We start from the raw sequence: 14,140 nt of genomic DNA, 5'->3' as shown, positions 1-14,140 counted from the left end.
GCGCATGGCTTTAGCAGATACACGTTTCGCTACTCGTCGCCGTCGCCTGTCAGCTCAGCTTGCAGGGCAGCGTATCGACGATATGTTGGTCACCCACCTGACCCATGTACGGTACCTTTCCGGATTTTCCGGTTCGAATGGTGCACTTATCCTCTCGAAGGATCTTTCCGCAGCGATTGCGACGGATGGGCGATATACCACTCAAATTGCTGAGGAAGTCCCAGATATCCCCGCGATTATTCAGCGCATTACTGCTCCTGCTTTGCTGGAGAAAGTTCCTGAGGGTCGCCGCGTGGGCTATGAGGCAGCCCACGTAACTATCGCAGAGCTTGAAAGCTGGCAGAAAGCCCTTCCGGATGACGTTACCTTGGTTCCGGTTACTGGAGTGATCGAAGAGTTGCGGTTGACGAAGGATCCGATTGAGATTCAATTCTTGACCGAAATTGCTCAGCTTTCTACCCAGGCAATGGAAGATCTTCTTGCTGCCGGTGAACTGCGGGCAGGTAGGACCGAGATCGAAGTTGCGGCCGATCTGGAGTACCGGATGCGCAAGCTTGGCGCGGAACGTCCTAGCTTCGACACGATCGTGGCCTCTGGTCCAAACTCAGCAAAACCGCATCATGGTGCATCCGACCGCGTCATTGCTAACGGCGATATCGTCACCATCGATTTTGGTGCACACCGACGTGGCTTCAACTCCGATATGACTCGCACTTTTATGGTGGGTGAGCCAAGCGAATTCGCCAAGGAGATCTACGCGGTAGTTCTTGAGGCACAGCTGGCCGGCTGTAACGCAGCTACGCCTGGGACACCCCTCGTCGATGTGGATCGGGTCTGCCGCGATGTCATTACTGACGCCGGCTACGGGGAGTACTTCGTGCACTCCACTGGGCACGGTATCGGCTTGGATGTCCACGAGGCCCCGAGCGCATCGGCAACAGGCGAGGGCGTGCTTGCCGAGAATATGACGCTCACCATTGAACCGGGGATCTACGTCCCAGGTAAAGGCGGTGTGCGTATTGAAGACACACTGGTGATCACCTCGGGTGCGCCGAAGATTATTACTGGTGTTAATAAGCAGCTCACCGTGGTGTAATATGGTGACGCTAAGACTCTAAGAGATTCGATTGGAAGTGTTTCGTGGCATCAACCGCCGATTTTAAGAATGGGCTTGTCCTCGTTGTCGATGGCAAGTTGCAGCAGATCGTTGAGTTCCAGCACGTCAAGCCGGGCAAGGGCCCTGCTTTCGTGCGCAGCAAGCTCAAGGACATCGTCTCTGGCAAGACTGTGGATAAGACCTGGAACGCAGGCGTCAAGGTTGAAACCGCTACGGTTGACCGCCGTGACATGACCTACCTGTACAACGATGGCTCCTCCTACGTTGTCATGGACGATAAGACCTACGAGCAGTTCGAGCTTCCACAGACCGCTTTCGGTGATGCAGGCGCTTTCCTGAAGGAAAACATGCGCGTCCAGGTGTCCTTCCACGAAGGCAGCGCGTTGTTCGGTGAGCTGCCAATCTCTGTGGACCTTGAGATCACCCACACCGATCCAGGCCTGCAGGGCGACCGTTCCACCGGTGGCACCAAGCCAGCAACCCTGGAAACCGGCGCCGAGATTCAGGTTCCTTTGTTCCTGGAGACCGGAAACGTGGTCAAGGTTGACACCCGTACCGGTGAGTACCTCTCTCGCGTTAACAACTAATGAGCGAAACCACCACAGGCCATGTTCCTGAGGAGCCTAAGAACCCTGAGGACCCAAAGGGCCAGCGGAACCACAAACGCCGCGGCACTCGTTACCGTGCACGGCGTCGCGCGGTAGATATTTTGTTTGAAGCTGAGGCGCGAGATCTGGATCCCGTTGCTATCGTCGAGGATCGCGTTCAACTGGCGAAAAACCCGGATAACCAGGTTGCTCCGGTGAACGAGTACACCCGCACTTTGGTGGCGGGTACTGCTGAGAAGCTCGATGATCTCGATGACACGATCGAGCGTTTCTTGTCGCAGGACTGGGAGCTTCGTCGTCTTCCTGCCGTCGACCGCGCAATTTTACGCGTCGCGGCGTGGGAGATCATGTTCAACGATGACGTAGATGGTCCGATCTCGGTTGTTGAGGGTGTCGAAATGGCATCCGAGTACTCCGGCAGTCAGGCATCTCCGTATATCCATGCCGTGCTCGATGACATTGTGCAGTTGCATGCAGCCAATGCACCTGAGGTCGCTGCAGCACAGACCGAAGAGCCTGAGACCGAAGAGCTAGAGGCTGAGGCTGATGAGAGCCCTGTTGCAGATGTTGCTGCAGAGGACGGCCAGAGTTAACTAAGCTTACGGGCATGTCTGATTTTGATCTAGACAATGCCCCTGAGTTGCGCGTCAGCGAAGGTTTTCACCTCGCCGACATTAACCCAGATTCCACTCCGGGCTTTGACGGCAAGGATGATGACCTTGCTGACGCTTTTACGTCTTTCGACAATGAACTTGCAGAGCACCAAGAGAAGCTCTTCGCCAACGGTCGCAAAGACCCAGAGAACGCAGGCTCGATTCTTTTGGTGGTGCAAGGCATGGACACCTCCGGCAAAGGCGGAGTAGTCAAGCACGTGGCTCGCCAGTTGGATCCCCAAGGCGTGCACACCGTCGGCTTTGGCAAACCCACGGCGGAAGAGGCGGCGCACGATTTCCTGTGGCGCATCGAACCCCACCTACCAGCGCCCGGCTTCATCTCAGTGTTTGACCGTTCTCACTATGAAGATGTTCTTGTCCAGCGAGTCGAGCGACTTGCTGAACCAGAAGAGATCGAGCGCCGCTACGGTGCCATCGTGGACTTTGAAAAAGAGCTGGCACAAAAGGGCACAACTGTCATCAAAGTGATGCTCAATATTTCCCGCGAGTTCCAACGCAAAAACCTTGAGGAGCGCATTGAGCGCGCCGATAAGCATTGGAAGTACGATCCAGGAGATATCGACGTGCGCTCCAAATGGGAGCTCTACATGGCCGCGTATCAGATTGCCTTAGAGCGCACGTCTGCAGAGCACGCACCTTGGTACTGCATTCCGGGCAACAACAAGCAATACGCCCGCATGGTTGTTAAAGCATTGCTTGTGCGAGCGCTGAAGCAGTTGGACAACTCGTGGCCGGCCGCCGATTTCGACCAAGAGGTAGAAAAGCAGCGGCTGGCTAACTCCTAGCTGTCTTCGCGGAAAGCTTCGTTGATGTTTTCGGTGACCGCTGCCATCGCGTCCTGGGTGGCAATGAGCCCATCCACTGCTGATTTCAAACCGGCGGAAAGCTGATCGTCGTTAAGCCCCGCGGCGAGCGGAAGCTCCCTCTCGGTGCGCACAATCAGGTTGTCTAGCTTATCGACGATCACCGCGCGGGCACCGAAAGACGTGGAATTGACCTGGTTGGCAGCCAGGTAAAACGTTGCATCGGCGTTTTCGCTGGGGACCTCTGTGAGAGCGTCGGCGCGGACAATTACAACCGAGCTGAGCAGCGCGAAGGTGACAGTAAAACCATTGATGTTTGCTTGGCCGATGTTGCGGGCATCGTCGCGAGCTAATTCGATGCCGTGGCCTCGCATTGTCTGGTCGATGCGATCGAGAGTGACAGTCGTTGCTACTGAGGACGGTTGAGAATTATTGCTCATGGGTTTCCTCCCAGGTAACTAGATCAGGGAACTGCTTGCCAAGGAAGTCGAAGGCTCCCACAATGGCATCCATGGTGGACATGACGAAGGCGCCAACCTGGTTGAAGGACGCGCCGTGCGAGATGTCCAAGATGCGGTAGGCATTGGCGGAGAGATGATGCTCTCCATTTTCGTAAAACCGGAGAGTTGGCGCGAACTGCATCTGGTTGTACTCATTGCATGCAGCGAGCAGGTTGGTGGCTAGCGCGCGTGGGAACTCACCACGCCACAGGGCCTCACAGACGAGCGTGTTATCTTCCTGCACGAAGGCGATGGCTGCGTTGGCAAAACCAGTACGCACGACAGTGGTTTCACCGGTTTCGGTGGGGGCGGTTTCTATCCGGTAATCAAGATTCTCGTCGTGGAGAATTGTGGTTACCTGTTCTATTGAAAAAGGTTGTGGAAGGTTCTTTTCATCCATTCCATAACAGTATCAATCAGCCGCGACACTGTAAGGCTAAGTCAGGTTAAGTGCCGAAGAGGTGCTCGGTACCAAGCTCGTGAGCTAGCGCAGCTTTCAGTGTGGGGTAGCGGAAGACATGCCCGGCCTCGAGCAGCCTGGTCGGGTGCACGTTTTGATCAGCCATGACCAGTTCTTCGGCACCCTCTTTGCCAAGGAGCATGCGCGGTCCGAAGGCTGGCACCGGCATGAGCTGGGGCTTCTTCAGTTCCTTCGCCAACGCGTTGGAAAACTCACTGTTGAGCACGGGATTTGGAGCCGTGGCGTTGATGGGGCCGGCAAGGGCGTCGTCGATAAGCGAACGAAAATAAATATCGGTGAGGTCGTCGATGGCGATCCAGGACATCCAAAACTCGCCATCGCCAAAGCGTGTGGCCAAACCTGTGGCGGAGACGGTTCGGAAGATGGGCAAAACACCTGCAGTGCTACCGAGCGCGATGCCTGAGCGCACATTCACCACGCGAAGCCCGGCATCTATTGCGGGTTGGGTAGCTTCCTCCCAGTCCACGACGGTGTCGGCGAGGTGGCCTTCGCCGCGCTCGCTTGATTCATCAATGTCCTTGTCGCTGCCGCCGGTACCGTAGTAACCCACAGCGGATGAAGAAACAAAAGTCTTCACACCCGGAGTCTGGGCCGCGATGGTGGCTAACTCCCGGGTAGGTTTGACGCGCGAATCATAGATCTCACGCTTGTGGGCATCGTTGAAACGTCCAAATAAGGGCTCGCCGGCGAGGTGGACCACTGCATCCACGCCTTCAAGAAGGTCATGGCCGGGGTGGCGGGGGTGCCACTGGCGCTGACCTTTCTTCGGCTCATTGCGAACCAGCTGAATCACGGTGTGACCCGCCGTGGTCAGCTGTGCCATGAGCGCGCGCCCGACGTGACCGCGCGAACCGGTCATGGCAATTGTTAGTGGTTGCATGGGCTCAAACTGCCCGCTGCGCTCCTGCATGCGGTTGAGGAAGGAAATGTCCTCGATGAGCTGGTGCTGCCGGTAAGCGAGCATTGGCTCGAGAGTTTTTGCTGGCAGGCGCGTGGTGATTTCGTCGGTGATGCGGGTGCCATCTTCGTCGTCAGTGAAAATGTGCACATGCTTCCAATTCGCCACAGCCTTCATCGGCGCATTAATACACACATCGGTAAATTGATGACGATTGTGGTATCCCGAGAGATCGTGTTTTGCCACCCACTTCAATCCGGCGGGCAGAGAGAAGATGGTCGTTCCGTCTGATAACCGTTCTGCTTGTTGGACGGGCTTCATCGGCAGGAACGTCGGGGATAGACGGGCAACCGCGCCAGGACGGGTGTGCCAGTCCCATACTGTGTCCCTGTCTGCAGGAACGACATGGTCGGCGGTGATGCCCATCGTGATCCTCTCAATTTTCGTGGATACTGGTTCCCAGGATGTCGGGTTGAAGTGCTAAAGTAGCAATCGTTCTAGGCACTCCAGCATAGACCCAGACTACAATGTCTAAGCAAGAAACATTGACATCCTTTAAAGGCCGCACAGAGAGGCGGAGAAGGAGGTTCGATGAGTGGAAACGACAACCGCGTGACGCTAGAGCTGCTCTCAGCAGACGATGTCGCGCGCACTGTTGCACGCATCGCGCATCAGATTATTGAAAAGACGGCACTAGACCAGGACACACCGATCGTGTTGCTTGGTATCCCCAGCGGGGGAGTGCCCTTGGCCCACTTGTTGGCGGACGCCATCAAAGAATTTTCAGGCGTTGACGTTCCCGTTGGCAGCCTAGATATCACCCTGTACCGCGACGATCTTCGCGATAAACCACACCGCGCGCTACAACCCACGAAGATTCCCGTCTCGCTTGACGGAGCCATTGTTGTGCTTGTCGACGATGTCCTGTACTCCGGGCGAACCATCCGCGCAGCACTAGATGCTTTGCGGGACCTTGGCCGCCCCGAAGCAGTGCAGCTTGCCGTCTTGGTCGATCGTGGCCACCGCAAACTGCCTATTCGCGCAGACTATGTGGGTAAGAACATCCCAACCTCCAGTAGCGAAGATGTTGAGGTGAAGTTTGCCGCGCTCGATGGCGAAGACAGCGTTGTGTTGCTCAAAGAGCAGGAGGGAGCATAGATGAAGCATTTACTAGACATTCAATCTTTGTCGCGCGACGAGATCATCGGGCTGATGGATGAAGCCGATCGCTTCCGCGAAGCGCTTGAAGGCCGCGAGATTAAGAAGCTGCCTACCTTGCGCGGGCGCACAATTTTCACTCTCTTCTACGAGAACTCCACCCGTACGCGAGCCTCGTTTGAGACTGCAGGTAAGTGGATGAGCGCGGACGTGATTAACGTCTCCGCGTCCGGCTCGAGTGTTAAGAAGGGCGAGTCCCTCAAAGACACGGGCCTGACACTTGCTTCCATTGGCGCCGATGCCATAGTCATGCGCCATAGTTCCTCGGGCGCAGCCAAGCTTTTGGCTGATTGGGTAGCACCCAATGGCAACGGCCCCTCTGTGATCAATGCCGGAGACGGCTCGCACCAGCACCCTACCCAGGCGCTGCTAGACGCAGTAACCATGCGCCAACGCATCGGTGAAATTGCAGGCAAGAAGGCGATCATTGTCGGTGATTGTTTGCACTCGCGTGTGGTGCGCTCGAACGTGGACCTGTTATCCACACTCGGTGCCGAGGTCGTCCTTGTTGCACCTCCGACACTGCTACCTCAAGGTGTAGAGACCTGGCCGGTGCGCACCTCCTACGATTTCGACGCGGAAATCGCCGACGCGGATGTCGTGATGATGCTGCGCGTTCAGCAGGAGCGCATGAACGGTGGCTTCTTCCCATCGCATCGCGAATACGCCACGCTTTACGGCTTGTCCAAAGCGCGCGCCGCGAAAATGAAGGATGGTGCGATCATCATGCACCCAGGTCCCATGCTGCGCGGTATGGAAATTAACCACGCAGTCGCCGACTATGACAATGCAGCGGTGCTGCAGCAGGTATCCAACGGTGTGCACGTGCGTATGGCAGTGCTATTTACCCTGTTGGCTGCGGAAAGCTAGGAGAGAAGATGACTGAGACTAATTACCCAGCCACGGGGGTCACTAGCCCAGCTGCTACGCAGGCAGTATTGCTGACCAACGTGCGCCCCTACGGTGAAGGCGAGCCGGTCAGCGTACTGGTTCGAGATGGCAAGATCGCTGAGATCGGCGAAGTCGACCAGTCGACTGGGGATAAAGAAGATGTGCAAGTCATTGACGGCAAGGGCAATGTCTTGTTGCCGGGCCTCATTGATATCCACGTGCACCTGCGCGAACCTGGTCGCGAGGACACCGAAACCATTGAAACCGGTTCCAACGCCGCAGCGAAGGGCGGATTTACCGCCGTATTCACCATGGCGAACACCATGCCTGTGATGGATCAGCCGATTATTGCGGAATCTGTTTGGCTCAAAGGTCAAAACTATGGTGTGTGCGATGTTCACCCAATCGGCTCGATTACCCAGGGGCTCGAGGGAAAGCAGCTCACCGAGTTCGGCATGATGGCAAATTCCCAGGCCAAAGTTCGCATGTTCTCCGACGACGGTAAATGTGTGGGCGACCCACAATTGATGCGCCGGGCCATCGAGTACTCCCAGGGTATGGATGTGCTGCTTGCTCAGCACGCCGAAGATGTCCGCCTGACCGATGGTTCCGTCGCCCATGAGGGCGCAGAGGCCGCAAAGCTCGGGTTGCGTGGCTGGCCACGCGTTGCCGAGGAGGCCATTGTTGCCCGCGACGCGATCATGAACCGTGACTACGGCGGCCGCCTCCACGTTTGCCACGCTTCCACCGAAGGAACTGTGGATCAGATCCGATTGGCGAAGTCCCGTGGGGCGGCAGTTACCGCCGAGGTCACTCCGCACCACCTGTTGCTTACCGACGAAGTCCTGTCCACCTACGACGGCGTCTACCGAGTGAACCCACCGCTGCGTGAGCGCCGCGACGCGGAGGCATTGAAGAACGCCCTGCTCGAAGGTGTTATTGACTGTGTGGCCACTGACCACGCTCCGCACGGCTCGGAAGAAAAGTGCGTGGAATTCGAGCACGCCCGTCCTGGCATGTTGGGGCTAGAGACCTCGCTGGCAATCGTCGCAAAGGTGTTTGTTGAATCTGGCCTGGCTGACTGGCGCTTTGTAGCAAAGGTCATGAGTGAAAGGCCTGCCGAGATTGTGCGCCTGCCTGGACATGGTCGTCCGATTGCCGTGGGTGAGCCAGCAAACCTCACCATCGTTGACCCGGATACGCCGTGGACTGTGCATGGCGAAGAACTCGAGTCGAAGTCTGAGAACACGCCTTTCGAGGACATGGTTTTCAACGCACAGGTAACGCATACCCTTTTGCGTGGTCACGTGACCTTGGCAGATGGCAACATTCAACCGCCCGCCCGGGGCGAGAGTGCGTCCGCACCACAAAACGCATAGAATACACACCAATGAATAAATTACAGTCAGAAAGGGTTACCGTGACTGCATCCCGCACTCCTGCCATCCTCGTGTTGGGCGATGGCACAACATTTCCCGGTTTTGGTTTCGGCGCCGAAGGCACCACATTGGGCGAAGCCGTTTTCACCACGGCAATGACTGGCTACCAGGAGTCCATGACAGACCCCTCCTTCCACCGCCAGATCCTGGTAACCACCGCACCGCAGATTGGTAATACCGGCTGGAATGACGAGGACAATGAGTCCCGCGACGGCCAGATCTGGGTTGCCGGCCTAGTCATCCGCGACCTGTCCAAGCGAGTATCCAACTGGCGCGCCGAGCGCTCGTTGGAAGACGAGATGAAGAAGCAGGGCATCATCGGAATTAGTGGCGTGGATACCCGCACCATCGTGCGCCATATCCGCAACTTTGGATCCGTGCCAGCGGGTATTTTCTCCGGCGAGGACGCAAAGAAGAACGTGCAGGAGCTCGTCGATAAGGTCAATGCGCAGCCATCAATGCAGGGCGCTGACCTCGCGGTAGAGGTGACCACCAAGGAGCCTTACACCATCGAGGCTACTTCCGAGAAGCGCTACACCGTGGTTGCTTACGACATGGGCATCAAGTCGGCTACGCCGCAGCAATTTGCCAGCCGCGGGATTGAAACTATCGTCGTACCTGCCAATACCCCTGTTGCGGAGCTGGAGCAGTACAAGCCAGACGGCGTATTCATTTCCAACGGCCCAGGCGACCCAGCCACCGCCGACACCATGGTTGGGATCACCCGCGAGATCATCGGCAAGGAAATTCCACTGTTCGGAATCTGCTTCGGCAACCAGATCCTTGGCCGCGCACTCGGTCTGAATACCTACAAGATGAAGTTCGGACACCGTGGCATCAACGTGCCCGTGAAGAACCACCTCACCGGCAAGATCGACATCACCTCCCAGAACCACGGCTTCGCGCTCGAGGGCGAAGCAGGGCAGAAGTTCGACACCGACTTCGGCCCGGCAGTGATCACGCACACTTGCCTTAACGACGACGTCGTGGAAGGCGTGGCACTCGAAAGTGGCATGGCTTACTCCGTGCAGTACCACCCAGAATCGGCCGCCGGCCCACACGATGCGAACCCGCTGTTCGATCAGTTCATTGAACTGATGGACAAGTTCTCGCCAAACAAGAAGTAACCAGGAAAGGAAACACCATGCCAAAGCGCTCAGATATTAACCACGTCCTGGTTATCGGTTCCGGCCCGATCGTCATCGGTCAGGCTTGTGAATTCGACTACTCGGGTACCCAAGCCTGCCGCGTCCTGCGTGAGGAAGGCCTCCGCGTCACCCTGATTAACTCCAACCCGGCAACGATCATGACCGACCCGGAGTTCGCCGATCACACCTACGTCGAGCCCATCGAACCGGATTACATTGAAAAGATCCTGATCCGCGAGGAAGAGCAGGGCCACAAGGTCGACGCGATTCTGGCAACGCTTGGTGGCCAGACTGCCCTCAACGCTGCCATCCAGCTTGACCGTTTGGGCATCCTGGAAAAGTACAACGTCGAACTTATCGGCGCTGACATCGACGCCATCGAACGCGGCGAGGACCGCCAGAAGTTCAAGGATATCGTGGCTAAGATCGGCGGAGAATCCGCTCGCTCTGCTGTCTGCCACAACATGGACGAGGTCCACGAGGCAGTTGCCGAACTCGGTCTGCCTGTGGTTGTCCGCCCATCATTTACCATGGGTGGCCTAGGCTCCGGCCTGGCATACGACACCGAGGACCTCGAGCGAATCGCTGGTGGCGGCCTCGCAGCCTCGCCTGAGGCAAACGTGCTGATCGAGGAATCAATCCTCGGTTGGAAGGAATTCGAGCTCGAGCTCATGCGCGACGGCGACGACAACGTGGTTGTCATCGCGTCGATCGAAAACGTTGACGCACTCGGCGTGCACACCGGCGACTCGGTCACCGTGGCACCGGCGCTGACCCTGACCGACCGCGAATACCAGAAAATGCGTGATCAAGGTATCGCGATTATCCGCGAGGTTGGCGTGGACACCGGTGGCTGTAACATCCAGTTCGCAGTCAACCCAGACGACGGCCGCATCATCACCATTGAGATGAACCCACGTGTCTCGCGCTCGTCGGCACTTGCGTCGAAGGCAACCGGCTTCCCAATTGCGAAGATTGCCTCCAAGTTGGCTATTGGTTACTCGCTCGATGAGATCACCAACGACATCACCGGTGAGACCCCAGCGGCCTTCGAGCCAACGCTGGACTACGTGATTGTCAAGGCTCCACGCTTTGCTTTCGAGAAGTTCGTCGGCGCTGATGACACCCTGACCACCACCATGAAGTCAGTGGGCGAGGCCATGGGCATTGGCCGCAACTACATCCAGGGCCTAAACAAGGTCATGCGTTCGCTCGAGTCCAAGCCAAATGGTTTCTGGACCAAGCCCGACGAGTACTTCGCCGGCGAGCGCGCAACCGATGTCGATGCTGTGCTCGAAGACCTCAAGCGCCCAACCGAGGGCCGCATGTACGACGTCGAGCTGGCACTGCGCCTCGGCGCTAGCATCGAGCAGGTCTATGAAGCCTCCAGCATTGACCCATGGTTCCTGGCAGAGCTCAAAGACCTAGTTGAGTTCCGCGACGTCTTGGAGAACGCGCCGGTTCTCGACGAGGTGCTGCTCCGCGAGGCTAAGGTCTACGGCCTGTCCGACGCTCAGATTGCAGCCCTTCGCCCCGAGCTGGCAGGCGAAGACGGCGTGCGCTCCCTGCGCTGGTCCTTGGGCATTCGCCCAGTGTTCAAGACGGTAGATACCTGTGCCGGTGAGTTCGAGGCAAAGACCCCGTACCACTACTCGGCCTACGAGTACGACCCGAACGCTGAATCCGAGATCGCACCGCAAACCGAGAAGGAAAAGGTCATCATCTTGGGCTCCGGCCCGAACCGCATCGGCCAGGGCATCGAGTTTGACTACTCTTGTGTCCACGCAGCACTTGAGCTTTCTCGCAATGGCTACGAGACAGTCATGGTCAACTGCAACCCTGAGACCGTCTCCACCGACTACGACACCGCAGATCGCCTCTACTTCGAACCTCTGACCTTCGAAGATGTCATGGAGGTCTACCACGCGGAGTCCGAGTCCGGCACCGTTGCTGGCGTCATTGTCCAGCTTGGCGGCCAGACCCCACTCGGCTTGGCACAGCGCCTGCGCGATGCCGGTGTCCCCATCGTTGGTACCACTCCAGAGGCCATCGACTTGGCCGAGGACCGCGGCGAATTCGGCAAGGTCTTGGCAGCTGCAGAATTGCCTGCTCCAGCCTTCGGCACCGCAACCTCTTTCGAAGAAGCTAAGGCTGTTGCCAACGGCATCGGCTACCCAGTGCTCGTTCGCCCGTCCTACGTGCTGGGCGGTCGCGGTATGGAGATTGTTTACGACGAAGCCAGCCTGCAGGACTACATCGAGCGCGCTACCGAGCTCTCCCCAGATCACCCGGTGCTCGTCGATAGGTTCTTGGACTCTGCAATCGAGATCGACGTCGACGCGCTCTGCGACGGCGAGAACGTCTACCTTGGTGGCGTGATGGAGCACATCGAGGAAGCCGGTATTCACTCCGGCGACTCGGCGTGTGCGCTGCCTCCAATGACGCTTGGCCCTGAGGACATCGAGCAGGTCCGCCGCTCCACTGAGGCTCTGGCTCACGGCATCGGTGTGAAGGGCCTGATGAACGTCCAGTTCGCGCTGAAGGATGACATCTTGTACGTCATCGAGGCGAACCCACGTGCATCGCGTACCGTGCCGTTCGTGTCCAAGGCAACGGGCGTGCACATGGCCAAGGCTGCTTCGCGTGTAATGATGGGCGCCACCATTCCTGAGCTTCAGGAAGAGGGCATGCTGCCAACTAACTACGACGGTGGCACCTTGCCACTCGAGCACCCCATTGCAGTCAAGGAAGCAGTACTGCCATTTGCTCGCTTCCGTCGCCCGGATGGCAGCATTCTGGACACCATCCTCGGCCCTGAGATGAAGTCCACCGGCGAAGTTATGGGCTTGGCCGACAACTTCGGTGTGGCATACGCCAAGGCAGAGACCGCCGCTTTCGGGGAGCTCCCGACCGAGGGCACCGTCTTCGTGTCGGTGGCTAACCGCGATAAGCGCACGCTGATCTTCCCGATCCAGCGCCTGGCCACCATGGGCTTCAAGATTTTGTCCACCGCCGGTACCGCGCAGATGCTTCGTCGCAACGGCATTGACTGCGAGGTCGTGCTGAAGGCCTCCGAGGTCCGCGAAGGCGCCGAGGGCGAGTCCATCGTAGATCGAATCAAGAACGGCGAGATTGACATGATCCTGAATACGCCGGCAGGTTCTTCCGGAGCTCGCCACGACGGCTACGAAATCCGCGCAGCCGCTGTGACGAACAATGTTCCGATCATGACCACGGTCCAGGGTGTCACTGCTGCAGTTCAGGGCATCGAGGCGCTGCGCGCGAACGAGATCACCGTCATGGCTTTGCAGGAGCTAGAGCACGTTCCGGCAGATTCTGTGAACTCTACGAGCGGAGAGTAAATGCAGTTCGGTGAGCGTCTCGCCGCAGCTGGCGATGACTTTGGCAGGCTCTGCGTCGGCATCGATCCGCACGCATCTCTTCTGCAGGCATGGGGTCTGAGCGACTCCGTTGAGGGCCTGCGGGAGTTTTCCCAGCGCTGCGTCGAGGCCTTCGCAGGCAACGTGGCCTTGGTGAAGCCTCAGGTGGCTTTCTTCGAGCGCTTCGGCTCGCAGGGTTACGCAGTGTTGGAAGACACAATCCGTGATCTTCGATCGTCGGGCACGCTCGTGGTCGCCGATGCCAAGCGCGGCGACATCGGCTCAACCATGGATGGCTACGCCGACGCATGGCTAGGGGAGTCCTCCCCATTACGGTCGGACGCAGTCACCGTCTCGCCGTACCTCGGCGTCGGCGCGTTGGCTCCGGCGATTCGCCGCGGGGGCGTGTTCGTGCTCGCTGCGACATCGAATCCTGAGGCCGTGGAGTTCCAATCACGCATGCTTGACGACGATCGCACCGTGGCTCAATACATGGTGGATCAGTGCGCGGAACTCAACAGGGGTTCCACGGTGGGCTCAGTAGGTGTTGTGGTTGGCGCGACGCTTGCTAATCCACCCCAGTTAGACGATCTCAACGGGCCGGTGTTGATGCCGGGAGTTGGCGCCCAAGGCGGCACTTCCGACGATGTGACACGAATTGCAGGCAAGAATTCTCACTTAGTTTTTCCCAGTGTTTCGCGGTCGGTTCTGGGCGCTGGACCAGATGTGCACGACCTGCGAAAACAGGTAATTGACCAGGCTAAACAGTATAAAAGTTAGGGTGTTTCGTCTAAAACCTAAAAAGCCTGGTAGTTTATTACCAGCAACCCGATGACGTGCTGAAATACCGGCGCGGGTGTCGTGATTGATGCCGACCGGTGTTAGACTTGGCCGATGTCAGGAACTCACACCATTGAGATTCGGGTTTGATTTCCCTGTCACCAGCGCAAAGTGGTGTGCTGGTACACAAATAACTACTACGA

General features: G+C 57.7%; 13 protein-coding genes. 10 read left to right on the top strand and 3 right to left on the bottom strand.

Features of this window, described 5'->3' with window-relative positions:
• The first annotated feature begins 4 nt into the window (after positions 1–4).
• From ACXZ66_RS07995 to ACXZ66_RS07980, 4 genes are read left to right on the top strand one after another with little or no spacing between them, the layout of a single operon-like run.
• Positions 5–1,096 (top strand): aminopeptidase P family protein, encoded by a 1,092-nt coding sequence (locus tag ACXZ66_RS07995; protein WP_458747963.1) that lies wholly within the window; start codon positions 5–7, stop codon positions 1,094–1,096.
• 44 nt (positions 1,097–1,140) lie between these two features.
• Positions 1,141–1,704 (top strand): elongation factor P, encoded by a 564-nt coding sequence (efp, locus tag ACXZ66_RS07990; protein ID WP_458747962.1) that lies wholly within the window; start codon positions 1,141–1,143, stop codon positions 1,702–1,704.
• Positions 1,704–2,318 carry a transcription antitermination factor NusB gene (gene nusB / locus ACXZ66_RS07985; RefSeq protein WP_458747961.1) on the top strand — a complete coding sequence of 205 codons (615 nt, stop codon included), beginning with the start codon at positions 1,704–1,706 and terminating at the stop codon, positions 2,316–2,318. The genes efp and nusB overlap by 1 nt, the downstream gene beginning before the upstream one ends.
• Positions 2,319–2,332: 14 nt before the next feature.
• Positions 2,333–3,184: a PPK2 family polyphosphate kinase gene (locus ACXZ66_RS07980; protein ID WP_458747960.1), complete on the top strand. Its 852-nt coding sequence runs from the start codon at positions 2,333–2,335 to the stop codon at positions 3,182–3,184.
• Here the strand turns inward: ACXZ66_RS07980 and ACXZ66_RS07975 are convergent.
• From ACXZ66_RS07975 to ACXZ66_RS07965, 3 genes are read right to left on the bottom strand one after another with little or no spacing between them, the layout of a single operon-like run.
• On the bottom strand, positions 3,181–3,642 hold the full coding sequence (locus tag ACXZ66_RS07975; protein WP_458747958.1) for a YbjN domain-containing protein: 462 nt from the start codon (positions 3,640–3,642) through the stop codon (positions 3,181–3,183). The genes ACXZ66_RS07980 and ACXZ66_RS07975 overlap by 4 nt on opposite strands.
• On the bottom strand, positions 3,632–4,102 hold the full coding sequence (locus ACXZ66_RS07970) for a type III secretion system chaperone family protein (RefSeq protein WP_458747957.1): 471 nt from the start codon (positions 4,100–4,102) through the stop codon (positions 3,632–3,634). The genes ACXZ66_RS07975 and ACXZ66_RS07970 overlap by 11 nt, the downstream gene beginning before the upstream one ends.
• A gap of 46 nt (positions 4,103–4,148) precedes the next feature.
• Positions 4,149–5,507 carry a TIGR01777 family oxidoreductase gene (locus ACXZ66_RS07965; RefSeq protein WP_458747956.1) on the bottom strand — a complete coding sequence of 453 codons (1,359 nt, stop codon included), beginning with the start codon at positions 5,505–5,507 and terminating at the stop codon, positions 4,149–4,151.
• Positions 5,508–5,672: 165 nt separating this feature from the next.
• Between ACXZ66_RS07965 and pyrR the strand changes: the two genes are divergently transcribed.
• The 6 genes from pyrR to pyrF are packed head-to-tail and all read left to right on the top strand — an operon-like array spanning position 5,673 to position 13,937.
• On the top strand, positions 5,673–6,239 hold the full coding sequence (gene pyrR / locus ACXZ66_RS07960; protein WP_458747954.1) for a bifunctional pyr operon transcriptional regulator/uracil phosphoribosyltransferase PyrR: 567 nt from the start codon (positions 5,673–5,675) through the stop codon (positions 6,237–6,239).
• Positions 6,240–7,169 (top strand): aspartate carbamoyltransferase catalytic subunit, encoded by a 930-nt coding sequence (locus ACXZ66_RS07955; protein WP_458747953.1) that lies wholly within the window; start codon positions 6,240–6,242, stop codon positions 7,167–7,169.
• Positions 7,170–7,177: 8 nt separating this feature from the next.
• Positions 7,178–8,569, top strand: a complete 1,392-nt coding sequence (locus ACXZ66_RS07950; RefSeq protein WP_458747952.1) for a dihydroorotase — start codon at positions 7,178–7,180, stop codon at positions 8,567–8,569.
• Positions 8,570–8,580: 11 nt separating this feature from the next.
• Positions 8,581–9,756, top strand: coding sequence for a glutamine-hydrolyzing carbamoyl-phosphate synthase small subunit (gene carA, locus ACXZ66_RS07945; protein ID WP_458747951.1), 1,176 nt, complete (start codon positions 8,581–8,583; stop codon positions 9,754–9,756).
• A gap of 17 nt (positions 9,757–9,773) precedes the next feature.
• On the top strand, positions 9,774–13,139 hold the full coding sequence (carB, locus tag ACXZ66_RS07940) for a carbamoyl-phosphate synthase large subunit (protein ID WP_458747950.1): 3,366 nt from the start codon (positions 9,774–9,776) through the stop codon (positions 13,137–13,139).
• On the top strand, positions 13,140–13,937 hold the full coding sequence (pyrF, locus tag ACXZ66_RS07935; protein WP_458747949.1) for an orotidine-5'-phosphate decarboxylase: 798 nt from the start codon (positions 13,140–13,142) through the stop codon (positions 13,935–13,937).
• Positions 13,938–14,140 lie beyond the last annotated feature (203 nt).

Source organism: Corynebacterium sp. S7, from assembly GCF_054401105.1.
Note: the sequence above shows the minus strand (reverse complement) of the source record. Positions and strands in the feature narration are given on the sequence as shown.

Coding starts and splice junctions, on each gene's coding strand:
- ACXZ66_RS07995 (WP_458747963.1), top strand. CDS start 5: ATGGCTTTAGCAGATACACGTTTCGCTACTCGTCGCCGTCGCCTGTCA.
- ACXZ66_RS07970 (WP_458747957.1), bottom strand. CDS start 4,102: ATGGATGAAAAGAACCTTCCACAACCTTTTTCAATAGAACAGGTAACC.
- ACXZ66_RS07975 (WP_458747958.1), bottom strand. CDS start 3,642: ATGAGCAATAATTCTCAACCGTCCTCAGTAGCAACGACTGTCACTCTC.
- ACXZ66_RS07950 (WP_458747952.1), top strand. CDS start 7,178: ATGACTGAGACTAATTACCCAGCCACGGGGGTCACTAGCCCAGCTGCT.
- carB (WP_458747950.1), top strand. CDS start 9,774: ATGCCAAAGCGCTCAGATATTAACCACGTCCTGGTTATCGGTTCCGGC.
- ACXZ66_RS07965 (WP_458747956.1), bottom strand. CDS start 5,507: ATGGGCATCACCGCCGACCATGTCGTTCCTGCAGACAGGGACACAGTA.
- ACXZ66_RS07980 (WP_458747960.1), top strand. CDS start 2,333: ATGTCTGATTTTGATCTAGACAATGCCCCTGAGTTGCGCGTCAGCGAA.
- ACXZ66_RS07955 (WP_458747953.1), top strand. CDS start 6,240: ATGAAGCATTTACTAGACATTCAATCTTTGTCGCGCGACGAGATCATC.
- pyrR (WP_458747954.1), top strand. CDS start 5,673: ATGAGTGGAAACGACAACCGCGTGACGCTAGAGCTGCTCTCAGCAGAC.
- pyrF (WP_458747949.1), top strand. CDS start 13,140: ATGCAGTTCGGTGAGCGTCTCGCCGCAGCTGGCGATGACTTTGGCAGG.
- nusB (WP_458747961.1), top strand. CDS start 1,704: ATGAGCGAAACCACCACAGGCCATGTTCCTGAGGAGCCTAAGAACCCT.
- carA (WP_458747951.1), top strand. CDS start 8,581: ATGAATAAATTACAGTCAGAAAGGGTTACCGTGACTGCATCCCGCACT.